Below are 16,500 nucleotides of genomic sequence, written 5' to 3'. Positions count from 1 at the left end.
GCGGCTCGCGTCCTGCTGGCGTCCGTCTCACTCGGCGGGCAATACAGCGGAAGGGGTCGCGGCTGGTTCAGCGGGACCGGTCGTCACAGCATCGACCAAGCCCAAAAACCCCATGCTCGGCGATAGATTGGCGGGCTGCGAATGTAGTCTACGCGCCATCTCTCGCCATTTCTGTTCGATCTCGTCCCAGTTCATGGCAAAATCCTCTCATCATTTTTGGGCAGGTCTGACTTCGACCACCTGCCTCGGCTTGGTTCTCCCCAAAGCTGGCAGCCCGTCAGATCGGCATGCAAAGCACAGCTCGAGCGCGATGCTACCGCATTGCCTGGCCGGGACTGCTAACCTGCGTCAGTGGCCGATGTGCCAGTGCCTTTGCTTCGCAGTCGTCCACGAAGGCGGTCTTGCACCCAAGCTGAAACGGAACAAGGCAGCTTGAGCGAGAGGCGTAGAGGCTATTGAAGCCGCTGGCAGTCCTGATCTGCATCAAGGCGCTGTTCATCAGCTCATGCGCAACTGCGCAAAAGCTGAGGAATTCCCATGATACTCACCGCTCTGTCCGCGCTGGCCGAGCCCACCCGACTTGCCGCGATGCGGATCCTTCAGGATGGGGACGAGCATTGCGTCTGCGATCTGATGCGGCGCCTTGAGGCGACGCAGAGCCGGATGTCGCGGCACATGCAGGTGCTGAAGCACGCCGGACTGGTTGTGGACCGGCGGGATGCGCAATGGGTGCGCTACCGGATCCGACCCGACCTGCCGCCGCCTCTGCGGGCGCTTCTGGCGGCAGCGCTGGTCGACGAGGTGATGGCGTGAACGTCTTCGCCTGGATGAATGACCAGCTTCTGCGGATGCAGTGGCTTTCCGAGCTGGTGACCTCGAGGGTGCAGGCGGTGGGGCTGGACCCGGCGTCGCGCATCGGCGGATCGGTGCAGTTCTTCGTCTATGACGTCATCAAGATCTTCATCCTGCTCTCCGTCCTGATCTTCGCCATCTCCTACGTCCAGAGTTATTTCCCGCCCGAGCGCACCCGCCGCATTCTGGGTGGTCGGTCGGGCATCGGCGCGAACATCCTCGGGGCGCTGCTGGGCACGATCACACCGTTCTGCTCTTGCTCCTCCATCCCGCTGTTCATCGGCTTTACCGCCGCTGGTCTGCCGCTGGGGGTGACGTTCTCGTTCCTGATCTCGTCCCCGCTGGTGGACATGGCCTCGGTCATCCTGCTTGCCTCGATCTTCAGCTGGCCGATTGCGCTTGCCTATGTCGGCGTCGGGCTGCTGGTCGCGGTCATCGGCGGCACGATCATCGGCAAGCTGGGGATGGAGGATCAGGTCGCCGGCTTTGTGCGCAATGTTCCGGTCACGGATGCGGAGGAAACCTTGACCCGGGCCGAACGTGTGGTCTTCGCCCGTGATCAGGTGATGGAGATCGTGCGCAAGGTCTGGCCCTATGTGCTGATCGGGGTCGGTATCGGCGCGGCGATCCACAACTGGGTGCCAGCCGAAACCATCGGGGCGCTGCTCGGGCAGGACAAGTGGTGGGCGGTCCCGGTCGCCACGCTGGTGGGCATCCCGATGTATGCCGATATCTTCGGCACGCTCCCCATTGCCGAGGCGCTGGTGGGCAAGGGGGTGGGGCTTGGCACCGTGCTGGCCTTCATGATGGCGGTGACCGCGCTGTCGCTGCCTTCGCTGATCCTGCTCAAACGCGTGGTCAAGCTGCCGCTGCTGGCCACCTTCACCGGCGTCGTGACGGTGGGCATCCTGATCATCGGCTTCGCCTTCAATGCCCTCACCACCTGGTTCATCTGAAAGGATACATCATGATCATCAAGATCCTCGGCTCGGGCTGCAAGAAATGCGTCACACTTGGCGCGAATGCCAAAGCAGCTGCGGAAGCGGCAGGCAAGGAGGCCGAGATCATCAAGGTCACCGATTTCGCCGAAATCGCTGCCTATGGCGTGATATCCACGCCGGGCCTTGTCGTGGATGAAAAGGTGCTGTCAGCGGGTAAGGTGCTGAGCGCAGATGAGATCGGCCGTCTGCTGTGACCGAATACCGGGTCCACGCCCGTCGCATCGACAGCCACGGCAGTCTGGCGGTGGCGAAGGATGCAGAGGTTGTGCTGGACACCGACCTGGCGGGGCGTCGCGATGCGATGAACCCGGTGGAACTGCTGTTGTCCGCCCTTGCCGCCTGCATGCTGAAAGGCATCGAGCGGGTGACGCCAATGCTGGCCTTTCAGATCGAGGGCGCAGAGGTTGCGTTGGAGGCGATCCGGCAGGACGCACCGCCAAAGCTGACGCTGATCCGCTACCAAATCACCGTGGACAGCGCCGAGACGGACCAGCGACTGGACCTCCTGCATCGCAACATCCTGAAATACGGCACGATCTCGAACACGCTGTCTGGCGCGGTGCCGCTGGAAGGGGCCCTGACCCGAAAGGTCTGACGAGATGCCCCATGACCACGACCACCACCCGCCAGCCGACCTCGGCCCCGCGGGGGCGGGACAGGTCTTGCCGGATGGCGCGTCGATGCTACGGGTCGCTTCCACGGATGGTATCAACACCCTGAAGGCCCATATGCGCAGGGCGATCTCCCGCCCGTGGGACGAGATGCTCTGCGTGGAAGGTCCGTCTTGATGGCGCAAGTTCTGTGGCGGGCTAGTTGAGCCGCCTGCCCGACCAGGAGTCTTCTGACTTCAAGGCATTCACAAGCATAAGCAAAGTGATCCTGTCTTCGTCAGACAACTCCACCGAAAGCTCGCCGGTCACTTCCTCGAAGTCGCCACATTCGCCAGATGCGAGTTCCTCTGCGGTCAGTGATTTGACATGGTCGAGTATCTTCCGAAAGACAGCTTTGCCAGCTGGAGATAGATCAGCGTAGTGCTCCATCACCAGGCGCGGGACCTGGGTGGCGTGTTTTCCGAAGTCGTCATTCATGATGCTGATCCCGTGAGATTTCCGAGCAAAATTGGTTATCCCCTCACGAGATGACGGGCAATCGTGGTTCAGGCGATTGGCATGGTGGCGCCCGTGCGTCGAATGGACACGCGCCGCCGACATCGCGGAGGTGGCTAGAGTGGCTCATGACGCCACAAGATCGAACTTCGCCTCCGCAGGGCGGGCGGCCGGGACAAGCGGGTGTGCCGCACTCAGAATGGACGACTTGGCTTGGACCCGGCCATCTCCACGCGTCGCTCGACGGCGCGGTTGAACTCCGATTTGAGCCGGACGGGCTGCGCTGCAGCATCAGACTGCCCCTTCCGAACGCGCTTTCCGAAAACGGGGATGCCGCCACCTTTCTCCCGAGCCCGACCTGATTTCGGTCCGAAGACCCACTCATCCCAGGGCGAAGGCGCGACCGTCCGGTCGCTTTCGACCCTCTGTTGGGCGTCGGCCCGAGTTGCCGTAAGCGCACCAAGTTGGCCATCTTCCGTGGTATGCGCTCGCATCTTACGGCAGATTGGCGCGCTTCATCTTGTTCAGGCCTCCACAAGCAAGCGGAAGGTAAGCCCGTCCGGCGAGGAGTCGTAGCTGATCGCCCCCCCGACCTGCCTGGCCAAGGCGCGGACCAGTTGCACTCCTACCCCCCCAGCAAGCGGATCCGAACCGGCCCCGGCCGTCACGTCTGGCAGCCCGTTGCCATTGTCCTCGACCGAAATCAGCAGCCCGCCGTCGTCAGGCATCTTCCGACAGCTCACCTTGACCATTCCCACCAAGCCAGCACGGTGACCATACTTCAGCGCATTGGTGACCATCTCGCTGACGATTTGCGAGACCGGCAGCACCTTGTGCACCGGCAGAAGGCAATCCGGATCCCCGTCATAGCTGATCAGCGCCTTGCAGGCTGGTCCGGCCCGAAACGCGTCACAGATACTGGAGAGCTGTGCGCCAATGTCGCCGGAGTGCAACCGGCTCCGCGCGGTCAGCATGCGGTGCAGCTCCGCGACCGCGGCGATCTGGGCGCCGATGCTCTCGACCAGCCGCAGCGTGGTGATCTTTTCCGGCGCATCCGGCATAGCGGACAGCTCGCCGACCTTCAGCCGGACATATCCGGACAGCATGGCCATATGATTGGCGATACGATGATCCGCCTCCGTCGCGTCGACGTTTTCGAGGAGTTCATGCGTGGCGGCGTCCATGAAGAGGTTCCCATTACGAGCATTGGAAAAGCGGATATAGCGGGCCATTCGTCACGAATCGCAAGCTGGATTATCGTCGAATATACAGTCGGTTAGGCCATGTCGCGCACATTTTTGGGGCACATGCTGGCGATGGGGCATTTCGCCACGGCTGACGAGGATTGGCACGTTGTCGCCGACGCCCCGTGTAGCGCGTCAACCAGCATGTCCGTCGCATGCTGGTTGACGCGCAACAATGAACATCCTGCCGTCCGGGGCCCCAGCAGCCCAGAAAGGAAGGCCCACAACCACAGCTTGTGGCGATCGCTCCTTAGCGCTGGAGGATCCGGCGACCTGGCAGTACAATCGATTTCGTCGGGCTCTTCCTGCTCGCTGACTTTCTGTCGTCCTTCAGGATCTGCGACAGCGGCCGAGGACCCCGAATGGCACATGGCATGGCCCGGCTGCTGGGGCCCAGGCGAGGTATCGGCACATGTGGCGCATCTACACCAGCATCGCAGTCGAGCACGAGTTTCGACAAGTCGCCTTCGCAGTGGCTCTTGGATTTCTGGGCAGTATTACGACCGGCATCCTCCTGCAACGCGGTATCGCGTCGCGCCGCACTTCCTGGTTGGTGATGGCGGGAGTCATCTGTGGCGTTTCGATCTGGAGCGCTCACTTTACAGCCATGCTGGGCTTCATGCCCGTGCTGAACATCCAGGTCGATCTCCCCAGCGCCGTCAATGCCCTCGCAGCCAGTATCCTGCTTTCGACGACCGGATGGCTTGTGGCCTTTGCGGGAGCGCGCAGTTACGGATTGATCGGCGGGTGCATCGCGGGAGCTGGAATCGCCGCCGCACACTTCCTGGACATGTCCGCCTTGCGGTTTGGCGGCGACTTCCTGCATGACACCCCCCTCATTCTGTTGGCGCTTGCTCTAGGCGTCGGGCTCAGCGGCCTGGCGGGTTGGTTCATGCAGCGTAGCCCGGTGTCACCACTTGCGCTGCCGACGGCGGCGGCACTGGCGTTAGCCATCCTCGGACTTCATTTCGTGGCGATGGCGGCGCTGACCGTCGTGCCGTCCGGCGTTGTCATCTCTGAGGGCACGACGCTGGAACCGGACAGCCTGACCAGCATCATTCTTCTGGCTGCGACATTGATCATCGGCTCGGGTCTCGGCGTGGTCTATCGCAACGACCGGGTGGCCCAAGCCACAGCGGCGGACCGGGCGCAGCTTGCCGAGGCTATCGATGCCTTGCGTCGAAGCGAGGATCATCACCGGGCGTCGATCGAACTGAATCCACAAATTCCCTGGCTTGGCGATGGCGCCGGCTCCATCATCGAAATCGCCCCTAGGTGGGGCGAGCTGGTGGGTCTCCCGAATGAGGCGGGCTTGGGGGATGGCTGGCGATCCGTCGTTCATCCGGATGATCTTCCCGGCGTGCTCGCCATGTGGACCGAGACCATTGCCGCAGGCGCATCCGCAACCGCGGATGGCCGCTACCGCATCCGGCAGGCGGACGGCGCCTATCGTTGGTTTCGGGCAAGGGCGCGTCCGCGCTGTGGTCAGGATGGGAACATCATCGCCTGGTATGGCGTGCTGGATGACATCGACGATCAGGTCAAGGCAGAGCTGGCGCTGCGCGAAAGCGAGGAACGCTACCGGCTCGCATCCGGCGCTTCCAATGACATCATCTGGGACTGGAGCGCGGCCACCAATCGGATCGAGTGGAGCGGCGCTCTGGAGACGGTTTTCGGCAGCGAGCGGACTGGACTTTCCACCTCATGGGACTGGTGGTGCGACCGCATACACCCGGATGACCGCCGGCGCGTCGTGCAAGGGATCAAGAGAGCCATGAAGGGGACCGCGAACCCATGGATCGCCGAATACCGGTTCCGGATGCCCAACGGCGGCTACCTTCACGCCTTCTCCCGTGCGCAGCTTGTCAGAGATGAGGAAGGATGGGTAACGCGGGCTGTCGGTTCGATGGTTGACGTCACCGAGCGTAAGGCGATTGAGGAAAACCTGCGGTGGGGCGCGCTTCACGACCCGCTGACCTTGCTGCCGAACCGGCTCCTCTATGTTGAACGGCTGGACGAGGCGATAGCCCGCGCAGGAGATACAGGGCAGCTTGTCGGCTTGATCCTGATCGATCTCACCAAGTTCAAGATCCTCAATGACAGTTTGGGCCACGCAGCGGGAGATGCCGTCCTGCGGGAAGTGGCCCGCAGGCTGCGCTCCTGTGTCGGACCCGAGGAGACGGTGGCGCGCCTGGGAGGGGACGAATTTGCCGTTGTGCTGCCGGAACTGCATGCTGAAGGCGCCCTGCTGGAGGCTGGCCACCGGATATTATCGAGCTTTCTGGATCCAGTGGATATCGAGGAACAGAAGGTGCATATCAGCCTCGGCATCGGCACGGCGCTCTGGCCCAGGGACGCCTTACGCCCGCAGGATCTCCGAAAAAGCGCTGACCTTGCCCTCTATGCCGCCAAAGCCGACCATCCCGGCAGCATCCGCGGCTTTGAACCGGCCCTGCTGCTTGCCATGGAACAGCGTCTGGCGATGTTGGAAAAGGCACGCAGCGCTTTGGCGGACCGTCGGATCCAGCCCTTCTACCAACCAAAGATCAACCTTCGGACAGGCCGGCGCGTTGGTGTCGAGGCATTGCTGAGGTGGACGGATGCGCAAGGCCAGGTGCAGCTTCCCGCCGAAATCGCCGCAGCATTGGACGATGCCGAGCTCGCGCCGAAGATCACCTCGCGCATGCTCGACCGCATACTGCTTGACTGCCAATACTGGCAAAGTCGAGGCGTGACGGTCGGCAAGGTGGCCTTCAACGTGAGCGGCTCGGACTTTGCTCGGGGGGACTTCGCCGAACGTTTTCTCACCCGATTGGCGGAGGTTGGGCTTCCGCCATCCGGGTTCGAGGTCGAAATCACCGAGTCCGTCTTCCTGGGACAGCTGGCCGGCAGGGTAGGCGCCGCTCTCGTGACCCTGCGCGAGGCAGGCGTGACGGTGGCCCTGGACGACTTCGGCACCGGCTATGCCTCCCTCACACATATCCACGAGTTCCCGGTAGATGTCCTGAAGATCGACCGATCGTTTGTCTCCAGCCTGCCTCAGGCGGACACAGCGAGCGCCGTGATCGTGGAGGCCGTTCTGCAGATGGCTCGCGGGCTGGGCATCACCACGGTGGCCGAGGGTATCGAAACCAGGGAGCAGGAGAGCTATCTGCGGGCGAGAGGATGTGATCTGGGGCAAGGCTATCTCTATGGTCGAGCTGTCGCGCCAAAGGATGCCGAGGCGGAGGGATGGCCGCAGGCCGGGGTTGTGGTGGTGGATCTGAAGGAGCAGGTCGGAAGCCGCGGCATAGCGGATTGATGGGGCCGCGCCTCAAGGGCGGTGCTATCCTCGGTGTCGTCTGGCTTCCGCTGTTCGGGCTGTCGCCCAAGCGACGGCGCCTTTGAGCTTCAGGCGCGTCGATCCCGCCATGGCGCAACCGCCGGGCGTTCGTGGACATGGCATTCTTACTTACAATTCAATAAGATGCACCTCTTGTGACAGTTAGATCCCTATTATGATCACAACCGGTCAGTCCCGCCCCGATCAGTTTCACCCCCGATAAGTAGCGCTTATCGCGTCTGCACCTCAGCGGCCGCCGCGCACGGCTGGCTTGACGCCCCCCAATCGGGCGGGCCCGCGTCCCGACCCGGGATCAGGCCCCCCTGCCCCGGCCGCGGGCAAAGAATCCGCCGGCTGCTGCGCCGCAGCCATGAAGAGCGGGCTTCGGGCGGGCGGGCGGGCGCGGCCGGAGCTGGCCCCGGCGCCGGAGCAGATCGGCAGGGGCGATGCGCTGGTGGTCGCGCCCATCGACCGCATTGCTCGGTCGCTGCCGCATCTCCTCGAGGCTGTCGAGCGGCTTGAGGCCAAATGCACGGTCATCCCGTCGTTGCAGGCTCTGGGTGCGCGACCGAGTTCGCGCGCGCCCTGATCCGGGAAAGGACGAAAGCCGAGCTCGCCAGCGCTCCCGCCAAAGGCCGGGTCGGCGGGAACCCGGGCCAGCGCGCCCGCGATCCGGCGGCGCGGCGTAAGGCGCGGCTGGCGCGGCAGGACCGCTACATGGAGTGCCTGAACGAGATGGCGCAGGACTGCGTGGCCCATGTGAGCCGCCTGCGGCCCGACATGGCCTGGGAAGACGTGGTGCGCATTGTCAACGGCCCCCTGCCCCGCGAGCGTGAGTGGACACAGAGTCGACTGCCGCGCGCCATGAATGCCTATGTTCGCGACGGCTTCCTGCCCGAGAACGTGCTGGGCCGAGCCGGTAGGCGCGAGACCGACGACCGCCTGCCCGTCATTGCGTCGCCATCAGCACCCTTTAGGCCGTCGGCAACCGGCTGGAGGCTGTGCGCGGAGCACATCCCCCAGCCGGACGAACTGACAGTTGTCACCAGATGCTGTTGGAACGGGCCGAGGGGCCGGACTTGACTGGCTTAGAATAACCTTGGAAATCATCCACGCTATGGAGTAATTGCAAGGTATGTACCAACGCCGAACCAGTCAGACCGTGCTATCCGCTCTTGAAAGCCAAGCGGCTGCTGTCCTTTTGGGGCCACGGCAGGTTGGCAAGACCACCCTTGCGCTGGAGCTAGCAGAGCGACGCCCATCTGTCTATCTCGACCTGGAACGAGACGCGGATCGACAGATCCTCACAGAGCCCGATCTTTACCTGGATGAACAGGTCGGCAAGCTGGTGATCCTGGATGAGGTTCAGCAGATGCCGGACCTGTTCAAGAACCTCCGTGGGCAGATCGACATGCGCCGGCGTAGAGGGTTCCGCACCGGGCAGTTCCTGCTTCTCGGGTCGGCGTCGAATGTGCTGTTACATCAATCGGCTGAGTCCCTTGCCGGGCGAGTTCGCTATATCGAAATGCCGCCCCTCCTGCTGGACGAAGTAGGCCAGGAAAGGTTGAACGACCTGTGGCTGCGTGGCGGTTTCCCTGACAGCTTCCAAGCAGACAGCGACCGGTCCAGCATGGACTGGCGTGAGGATTTTCTCCGCACCTATCTGGAGCGCGATATCCCTGCCCTCGGGCCGCGCATCCCGGCGACTACGCTGCGCCGCTTCTGGACGATGCTGGCGCACACACAGGGTGGCCTGCTGAATGCCGCCGCGCTGGCCGAGGGTCTGGGCGTCTCAGGTCAGACGGTGGGACGATACCTTGATTTGCTCGTCGATCTCATGCTGGTGCGGCGCCTGCAGCCTTGGTACGAGAATGCCGGCAAGCGCCTCGTCAAGTCGCCAAAGGTTTTCGTGAGGGATAGCGGTCTCGTCCATGCTTTGCTCAGCCTAGGCTCCATGGAAAGCGTACTGGGGCATCCGGTGGTCGGTGGGAGTTGGGAAGGGTTTTGCATAGAGAACCTTATCGCCGCAGCGCCAACGGGAACCGCACCCTTCTTCTACCGGACTTCCGCAGGGGCTGAGCTCGACCTTGTTCTGCGGCTTCCTGGTGACGAAATCTGGGCGATCGAAATCAAACGCACAACTGCTCCGAAGGTGTCGCGGGGTTTTCATCTGGCGGTCGAAGACATCAGGGCTGATCGAAAGTTGCTGGTCTATGCTGGTGAACGGGAAGTCCCCGCAGGTGAAGGTTTGCGCGCAATGCCTCTGGCAACGGCGGTGGGTCAGCTGCGCGATCTGTAGCGCCCGACGTCGTTTCTGAGCTATAAGCGGCGAGGAGACCCTGCGGATTAGTTGTGCGGGCGGCTGGGATAGACTTTCGGCGTCACCAGACGCCGAGGTTCCATGTCGACGACTGGTTCTATGCCTGTGACTGCGGCTGATAGCTTACGGTTGGCCGGGCTCATAATCGTGGCTGAGGTTTGCCGGCCGTTGCAGGAAGGCGAGGCGCAGGGGATCTTCGCGAACCGTCGTCTCGGTGACCTTATTTGATGCTGCAAACGGCTGGTTGACGCTCCTGAGCGGCTGCGTCCGCGCATCCATTGGGTCCGCCCCCTCCCCAACGCAGGCCCGGGAGTCCGCAGGCTGATGGGCCGCAACCATAGAGAGCAGGCCAAGGTTGCCCCTGCCGGCGCACAAACAGAGTATATTGCTATCGGATCGCACGTCACGGCGCAGGCCGCCTTTGTCGCCTCGCATGCTGTCGGCAGTGTTGCGTTCGACGTGGCGCGCAACGGTTCGGTCACTGGCAGCCCCCTGTACGGCTGAGGCACGCAGCGACTGTTCGGTGCGCTGTGCCCGCGGGCACAGTGGCTGGAAGCCGGACGGCAATCGGCCAGAGCGCCCCACCTCTCGTCATCGCCACAAATCACTCCAAAGCGGACGTGAAGCTGGCTTTACGTTCTGTGTCCGTGGGTGGGGTGGTCGGCGGCAGGGCTGCAATGGCGGGGGGCGAACTCGGCCTTGGTCTCAACGGCGCTTTGGGTCTTGAATATGCGCATGGTTGACTGCCCCGTCGTGCCCCGGAGCACAGTGGCTGAAGGCCCGCCCATCACCATTTCCGGCGCATGGCCCCCCTACCCCGTCTGCGTCGCCCTCAAAGTAGACAACATACTTTCGGGGGCTGTGCCGCGGACCTCTGTGAGCAAGCTGCGTTTCATAGCCAGACCCGACGTCTGCCAGTGCAGATCAAGATGAAAACAGAATTGTGCCCGCGGGCACAGTGGCTGAATGCCGAGCATCGGCTGCCCTCGCGCAACGCATTATTTGCCGCCGCCATGTAGACCCACGTAATCCTCCCGATCTGTGCCCGCGGGCACAGTGGCTAGGGCCGCAGATTAGCATCTTTCAGAGTGAAGCCATGTCAGAAGCAATCTGCGTGTCTCCGAAAACATGGATGGGGTATTCCGGGCCTCAATGTTTCGCGTTCTAAACAACAGGAGCAGGGACTATTGCGTGGCCGACCGCGGCTCGGCGGTCGCAGGATCCGCTGCTCTCGCCATCGATAAGCGTGATCGCGTGGCGCTGGTCATGACGCGTCTCATGTCGTTCCGGCGGTCGATGATCGAGATCCCGCGTGAAGGGCGGAGATGGAGATGGAAGCCGCCGACTTGATGGAGCTCGGGGTCGTCCATTCTGACGACGGGATCCTGACCAATGCGTGTCGCTCATCGTAGCCCGGGTTGCGGGGAACTTCGACAAGCTGACCGACAGCGGCAAAGAGTGCAAAGGGCGTATCGTCACCCGATCAAAGAGTTCGAGACCAGGATATTCCGGAGCGAGATCACCCCCGCTTTCACCATGGCCGCGCTTTACCGCTGCCCCTTGGTTTCAGCGCTCAAGGAGAGTCCGCCGGCCATGTTGACGATCCTCGACCACTCGAACCAAATGTTCCCCAACATGACGACGAACAGTCCGAAGGCCCTCCTGGAGCGGCTCTGCCGAGACTGGAACGCTCGGGCTGGACATGGACGACAAGGCTGATCCTGTGCGACCTCGTGCCGGACCGACTGGCTGCCGTTGTGCCCGCGGGCACAGGCCAGGACCACTGACTGGCTGGGGCAGGGCAGATCGGCACCCGCGGCCGGGCCATGTCACTGTGACAGCGAGTAAGGGCCTGAGTCTTGGTTGATATTCGTGAGCGGCTTCGATATTCGACGCGAGCCGAGCCGAGCCGAGCCGTGGTTTGGGGCAGGGGAGGCCGTAATTCGGCAGCGGTCCCGTTCAAACATGATCACGCCGCCAAGCCAGGTTTCCTGCGCATCGACGACATTTCCATTTTGTCGAGCAGACGCGCCACATTGAAGCCGTCCGAGCGTCGGCCGGTGATTAGGCTACGGAAATAAGCCTGCATGTTCCTGACGCGGGGCTGCAGCTGGACCATGGCGATGATCGAAAGGGCCGCTTGATCATCTCCGAGGCGTATCCTGGCCGCCTCAATGAGACCCTTGTCGATGCCGATCATCGGCGCCAGCATCTTGGCGTGTCGATGGACCCCTTGCCAACTTCCAATGGGCTCGAGCGCAAACTGCATCGCGTCGTTACAAGCTCTGTGCAGCTTCCCAAGCACTTCGCCAATGGTTCCGCTTGTAGTCGTGCTGTTCAGTCGAGTGCTATCTATTTCTTTGTCTTTAGTTTCAGACTTAGAAAGATTACGGTCGTTTTGACCGCCAGAGGCGGACATTTGAGGTTGTGCGGCGATACCGGCCGTGGCCGCGGTCTCACTGGAGGGCAGGGCGCTGCCTTCCATCGATCCGAGCGCTTTCTCCGCGGCGTGTAGCAGGCCTTCGATATCCTGGCACGTCACCGACTTGCGCCGCAGGATCTTCCTGATGGCGTCGGTGTCGATCTGGATATCCCCGTGGGCGTCGATGCGGGCAAGGCGCGCCAGAAGCTTCGTTCGGCAGTGTCTGATCCGACCGGCTTCAGACTCGAGTTCCGCAAGAGCTTTCTCCCAAAGTGGGGCCTTCTGTATCATGGGGTTAAGGTCGATGCCGTAAGCTTCAACCTCGCCGCTGAGCGGATCGCGGGAGCTATATCGCTTGCCGTTCGGGCTGTCATGCCTCTGGAGAACGCCTGCCGCCGCCAGTTCGGCTATGTGCCGGCGGATCGTCTTGTCGCTGACCCCGGCCAGACGGCGCTGCAACTCGTTGTTGGATGCGAAGCAGATCGTGCCCTTGCCGGGCTTCAGGCAGCTCAGGAGCGCCGCCAGTGTCTGCATGACCTTCGGTTTCAAGCCGAAAGCCGACGCCGCATCACGAAGGTTGCGATAGATGCTCCAGATAGGATCCGCCCCGCCACCGGGCAGAGCGAAGCCGTTCGCAGGGTTGACCTGCGGAATTGCTCGTTGAAATGACATGCCTGTATCGCTTCGGGCGACCGCTGGCCCATGCGTATCCCGCGCCCTGCCCATCCTTCACAGGACTGGAGGCAAAACTTCACCGTCAACTGAATCAGTTGTTGTTGACGGGCACAGTGGAGGCTGCTAGTGATGAAGGTGCAAAAGACAAGACTAGCTGGGCTCTCCGAGGGACACTTCGGGGGGCTCTTTCTTTTTACGGTCTCCGGTGCGCTCCTTTCTTTTCTGCTCGGGTTGATGATGGGGGAGGGGCCTCAGCCCTCTTCCCGGCTTTTCGTCCAGCGGTCATGGATGAGCGCGACGACTTCATCGGCATTCTCCTCGAGCCACTGTCCGAACTGCGGCTGATGTCTCAAGGAGACATTCAGCGAAATGCTACGGCCGGTCTTCTTCATGGTCCCGACATGTCGACCGCCAAGGTCGAAACGCTTCGTCGCCGGGCGGCCGCCTGAAGATGATTTTGCCACTGTGACCGCGGGCACAGTGGCATTCTTCTGCTCGGCAAGCCTTGCCGCATAAGCGGCAGATTTGTCTCTGGCAGCCTCGATGATGATCTCGAAGCGCTGCGCGCCCGTGCTCCCTTCCGGTGCCACGGTTGGGATAAGGCTAGCAATATCAATAGCTTCATCTCTTGCGATCTGCGCAAGCTCCGTCCACTGACGGCGACCTTGTTCAGGGGCTGCGCCGATGAACAGGATCACGTCGTGGGGGACATTCTCGACGACGGTCATCATCTTGGAGATGGCGGTTCTGTCTACGCCGAGGGCGTCCTGAATGACCTGGTTCTCGTATCCGGCCTTCCGGAGCTCGCCGACAAAAAGCGCTTTCTCGATGAAGGACGGGTCGATCCTGAGATTGTTCTCCTGGCCTTGCGCGATGACCGCTGCATCATCTTCGAGATGGCGGACGATGGCCTTGATGCGTGTGCCGTTTCCGAGGCTGCGGATGGCCGCAAGTCTCCGCCGACCGTAGACGATCGTGAAGCGGTTCATCCGGTCGGGATGCGGCCGCACAAGGATGGGCACCTGCTGCCCGTGCGTTCGGATGCTCTCTGCGAGCTTGCTGATTTCTTCGGCGTCGAACTCGAGGCGGTCCTGAATGCCGGACATGTCGATCTGCGCGGGATCAAGATCCTGGATCCCGTTGGCCGCCATTTCGCGCAGGCTGCTGCCCAGAGACGCCATAGAGGGAGCCTCCGGCCGCCGCAGGGACGAGGGGTTGGTCGATGGCGGGGCAGGGGAGGCGATGGCGGCCTCGAAGATGTTCTTTCTGCCCATCAGACTCTCCCCCACGATCTCTGGATCAGGGCCTCGATCTCGTCGGTGACCGCAGCGCAACTCTGGACGGCGCGGTCGAGCGTCTTGCGGACCAGCTTGGTCGGATCGACTTCGAACACCGTCTGCTGGGTCATGCCGGCGTCGCTGATGGCTGTCGACTTGAGCATGGGGTTCGTCAAGACCTCATCCCTCAGGATCGTCCGGAGATAGGCGGCCATCTGGGTCTGCGGACCATCCGAAGGTTCGAACCTGGTCAGCAGGAACTTCACGAAGTTCCACGAGATCGGCTCAGGTCTGTTGGTGTGATGCTGGATCGTCCTGAACAGATCACCGGCGAGGCTCAGGAACTGCGACATCGAGGCGATGTCGAGCATGCTCGGCACCACCGTCACCAGGAGCGCGGATGAAGCCGACAGGGCGGTCAAGGTGGTGAACCCCAACTGGGGCGGACAATCGATGATCACCACATCGTAGCGATCCTGGACTCGTTCCAGCTGGATCGAGAGACGCTCGGCGAAGTTGGGCGTGATGCGCTGGCTCAGCGCGTAGGCCGTGTTCGTCTCGTATTCCGCGAGCACAAGGCCCGCCGGCGCCAGATCGAGATTGTGGAAGTAGGTCTTGAGAATGACATGCTCGATGCCGACCTGTTCCTCATCGTAGCGCAGGCAGTCGTAGATCGTCCCGCGCTCCTGGAATTCAAGTTCGGGACGATAGCCGAACAGCGTCGTCAGGCTCGCCTGCGCGTCCAGATCCAGCGCCAGCACTCTGTATCCGTCCAAGGCAAGCTTGTGCGCCAGATGGGCGGCCGTGGTCGTCTTCCCACTGCCTCCCTTGAAGTTGACCACCGAGATTACCTGCATGGCGTCGCCGGGCTGCCTGCCAGGCCGGTAGCTCAGGACGTTCTTTCCCGTCCGATACATGTGATCGCGGATTTGGTCGATCTTCTCCGCGCTGAACCAGCGATGGCCGCGCGCGTCGGTCTCCGGTTGCGGGAAATCGGGATCGTCCGCCAGCCGCGTGTTGAGGTTCGAGTTCGATATGCCCGTGAGCTCGCAGACCTCGCGCGCGGAGAAGAGGCGGAGGGTCTTGCGCTCCTCGGGCCGATAGGCGTTCTTCATCTGTCGGTCGAGCGAACTCGCCAAGCTCTCCGCAAACTCGGTGATCCGGTCTGAATCAAACGTCCGCCTCAGGAGGCTCGTTTCGTTCATACTGCCCTCATTTCGGCCCGTCGTCGGGCTCTTGCTCGATCTTGTATGGCGAAGCCCTCGGTGCATGGCTAGTTCCATACAAGAGAAGCCGGGGCATCTATGAGCAGAATTGCCACTCATGTGCCGAACGGGCAACCAATTTCTGGGGTGGCCTGTGGATTATTCCGCAGCATCTTCATGCAGTAGATAAAACGTATCTCGTAAGTCATTGATGATGAAGGAGTTTCCTGGAGAGTTAGAGGTTCTCCGCTGCCGGTCGTCTGGTCGTCAGGAAAGCTGGTCCTCCAGCCCGATGATTTCATTGAGAAATTCGATTGCCGGGCGGAGCAGCCCGTCGCGGCTTCCTGTCACGACAGAATGCCCGGCGATCGCTGAACCTAGCGGGTGGCCTTGGTTGATTCGGACGAGCCGCCACAAGATGAGCTCGCAGGTGCGAAAGAAGTCTTTGTTCGCGGCGACAGAGCGCCCGAGACTCGAATTTCCAGCACCTCTTGCGCGCGGCCCGCCTGCGGTTGGGTCCGCGAGACCTGAAAGGCATCGCCCAGACAGAGCCAGTCCGACGCAAAAGTCATGCTCGGCCCCATTGTTCCCAGCGTGAGATCTGCGACCATGCCGGTCTCGAACCAGCCTCTCATAGTTAGTTCTTCGCCTGCGGCAGATTGAGCGGCGGTAGCAGCTCACAGTTTGCCCGCTTCCAGTTCGATCAGATAGCGCTGTCCCACGCCTGTTGCCAGCACCATATCCTCCTGATGAGCTGCTGCCGGTTTCGTGGACACGAAGATAAGATCGTGCCCAAGGAACTGGAGTGCAGATATGACGAGACGGAAGTTCAGCCGTGAGTTCAAGATCGAGGCCGTCAGACTGGTGACGGACCGTGGCGTAGCGGTAGCGCAGGCGGCCCGTGACCTTGACGTGGCGGAGAGCGTGCTGCGTCGCTGGATGCGTGAACTGACCGCAACCCCTGCCACAGCGTTCCCCGGGAACGGGCAGATGCGGGCCGATCTGGCCGAAATTGCAGCCTTGAAGAAAGAGGTCGCCCGGCTTCGGGCGGAGCGTGACATCCTCAAGAAAGCGGC

At 62.2% G+C, this 16,500-nt stretch carries 14 protein-coding genes and 1 pseudogene; 9 read left to right on the top strand and 6 right to left on the bottom strand.

Annotated elements, in window-relative coordinates; all coding sequences use genetic code 11:
* Positions 1-27: 27 nt before the first annotated feature.
* Entirely contained in the window at positions 28-195 is a 168-nt protein-coding gene (locus C5F48_RS25090) for a hypothetical protein (RefSeq protein WP_170139726.1), read from the bottom strand.
* A 342-nt stretch (positions 196-537) separates the two neighbouring features.
* Here C5F48_RS25090 and C5F48_RS06860 point away from each other — a divergent pair, with 342 nt between their 5' ends.
* Genes C5F48_RS06860 through C5F48_RS06845 form a run of 4 tightly spaced genes read left to right on the top strand, consistent with a single transcriptional unit; the run spans position 538 to position 2,448 of the window.
* Positions 538-813 carry an ArsR/SmtB family transcription factor gene (locus C5F48_RS06860; RefSeq protein WP_107663168.1) on the top strand — a complete coding sequence of 92 codons (276 nt, stop codon included), beginning with the start codon at positions 538-540 and terminating at the stop codon, positions 811-813.
* Entirely contained in the window at positions 810-1,808 is a 999-nt protein-coding gene (locus C5F48_RS06855) for a permease (RefSeq protein WP_107663167.1), read from the top strand. Before C5F48_RS06860 ends, C5F48_RS06855 begins: the two co-directional genes overlap by 4 nt.
* Positions 1,809-1,819: 11 nt before the next feature.
* Positions 1,820-2,047, top strand: coding sequence for a thioredoxin family protein (locus tag C5F48_RS06850; RefSeq protein WP_107663166.1), 228 nt, complete (start codon positions 1,820-1,822; stop codon positions 2,045-2,047).
* Entirely contained in the window at positions 2,044-2,448 is a 405-nt protein-coding gene (locus C5F48_RS06845) for an OsmC family protein (RefSeq protein WP_107663165.1), read from the top strand. Before C5F48_RS06850 ends, C5F48_RS06845 begins: the two co-directional genes overlap by 4 nt.
* Before the next feature lie 214 nt (positions 2,449-2,662).
* On the opposite strand, the gene C5F48_RS06835 is transcribed toward C5F48_RS06845, so the two are convergent.
* Positions 2,663-2,941 carry a hypothetical protein gene (locus C5F48_RS06835; protein WP_107663163.1) on the bottom strand — a complete coding sequence of 93 codons (279 nt, stop codon included), beginning with the start codon at positions 2,939-2,941 and terminating at the stop codon, positions 2,663-2,665.
* Positions 2,942-3,483: 542 nt separating this feature from the next.
* Positions 3,484-4,191 carry a sensor histidine kinase gene (locus C5F48_RS06830; protein WP_107663162.1) on the bottom strand — a complete coding sequence of 236 codons (708 nt, stop codon included), beginning with the start codon at positions 4,189-4,191 and terminating at the stop codon, positions 3,484-3,486.
* Positions 4,192-4,615: 424 nt separating this feature from the next.
* Between C5F48_RS06830 and C5F48_RS06825 the strand changes: the two genes are divergently transcribed.
* From C5F48_RS06825 to C5F48_RS25665, 4 genes and pseudogenes are all read left to right on the top strand, one after another.
* Entirely contained in the window at positions 4,616-7,504 is a 2,889-nt protein-coding gene (locus C5F48_RS06825; protein ID WP_107663161.1) for a bifunctional diguanylate cyclase/phosphodiesterase, read from the top strand.
* A gap of 305 nt (positions 7,505-7,809) precedes the next feature.
* Positions 7,810-8,622, top strand: a pseudogene (locus C5F48_RS06820) (recombinase family protein).
* Positions 8,623-8,660: 38 nt separating this feature from the next.
* Positions 8,661-9,824 carry an ATP-binding protein gene (locus C5F48_RS06815; protein WP_107663160.1) on the top strand — a complete coding sequence of 388 codons (1,164 nt, stop codon included), beginning with the start codon at positions 8,661-8,663 and terminating at the stop codon, positions 9,822-9,824.
* Between the two features lie 345 nt (positions 9,825-10,169).
* A complete protein-coding gene (locus C5F48_RS25665) occupies positions 10,170-10,349 on the top strand; it encodes a hypothetical protein (protein WP_146170565.1) in 180 nt (59 codons plus the stop codon).
* A gap of 1,465 nt (positions 10,350-11,814) precedes the next feature.
* Here the strand turns inward: C5F48_RS25665 and repC are convergent.
* From repC to repA, 3 genes are all read right to left on the bottom strand, one after another.
* A complete protein-coding gene (gene repC / locus C5F48_RS06810; RefSeq protein ID WP_170139727.1) occupies positions 11,815-12,939 on the bottom strand; it encodes a plasmid replication protein RepC in 1,125 nt (374 codons plus the stop codon).
* A 254-nt stretch (positions 12,940-13,193) separates the two neighbouring features.
* On the bottom strand, positions 13,194-14,216 hold the full coding sequence (gene repB / locus C5F48_RS06805) for a plasmid partitioning protein RepB (RefSeq protein WP_107663158.1): 1,023 nt from the start codon (positions 14,214-14,216) through the stop codon (positions 13,194-13,196).
* Entirely contained in the window at positions 14,216-15,424 is a 1,209-nt protein-coding gene (gene repA, locus C5F48_RS06800; RefSeq protein WP_107663157.1) for a plasmid partitioning protein RepA, read from the bottom strand. The genes repB and repA overlap by 1 nt, the downstream gene beginning before the upstream one ends.
* A gap of 813 nt (positions 15,425-16,237) precedes the next feature.
* Between repA and C5F48_RS06795 the strand changes: the two genes are divergently transcribed.
* The coding region (locus C5F48_RS06795) for a transposase (RefSeq protein WP_146170564.1) at positions 16,238-16,500 on the top strand (263 nt) is incomplete at its 3' end.

This window comes from Cereibacter changlensis JA139 (genome assembly GCF_003034985.1).
GTDB lineage: Bacteria > Pseudomonadota > Alphaproteobacteria > Rhodobacterales > Rhodobacteraceae > Cereibacter > Cereibacter changlensis.
The sequence above is the reverse complement of the archived record's forward strand: the minus strand, read 5'-3'. Positions and strand labels throughout refer to the sequence as shown.

Bases quoted from the DNA above. Each gene is read 5' to 3' on its own strand.
- C5F48_RS06860 (WP_107663168.1), top strand. From the start codon at position 538: ATGATACTCACCGCTCTGTCCGCGCTGGCCGAGCCCACCCGACTTGCC.
- C5F48_RS06815 (WP_107663160.1), top strand. From the start codon at position 8,661: ATGTACCAACGCCGAACCAGTCAGACCGTGCTATCCGCTCTTGAAAGC.
- C5F48_RS25090 (WP_170139726.1), bottom strand. From the start codon at position 195: ATGAACTGGGACGAGATCGAACAGAAATGGCGAGAGATGGCGCGTAGA.
- repC (WP_170139727.1), bottom strand. From the start codon at position 12,939: ATGTCATTTCAACGAGCAATTCCGCAGGTCAACCCTGCGAACGGCTTC.
- C5F48_RS06830 (WP_107663162.1), bottom strand. From the start codon at position 4,191: ATGGCCCGCTATATCCGCTTTTCCAATGCTCGTAATGGGAACCTCTTC.
- C5F48_RS25665 (WP_146170565.1), top strand. From the start codon at position 10,170: ATGGGCCGCAACCATAGAGAGCAGGCCAAGGTTGCCCCTGCCGGCGCA.
- C5F48_RS06850 (WP_107663166.1), top strand. From the start codon at position 1,820: ATGATCATCAAGATCCTCGGCTCGGGCTGCAAGAAATGCGTCACACTT.
- C5F48_RS06835 (WP_107663163.1), bottom strand. From the start codon at position 2,941: ATGAATGACGACTTCGGAAAACACGCCACCCAGGTCCCGCGCCTGGTG.
- repA (WP_107663157.1), bottom strand. From the start codon at position 15,424: ATGAACGAAACGAGCCTCCTGAGGCGGACGTTTGATTCAGACCGGATC.
- C5F48_RS06825 (WP_107663161.1), top strand. From the start codon at position 4,616: ATGTGGCGCATCTACACCAGCATCGCAGTCGAGCACGAGTTTCGACAA.
- repB (WP_107663158.1), bottom strand. From the start codon at position 14,216: ATGGGCAGAAAGAACATCTTCGAGGCCGCCATCGCCTCCCCTGCCCCG.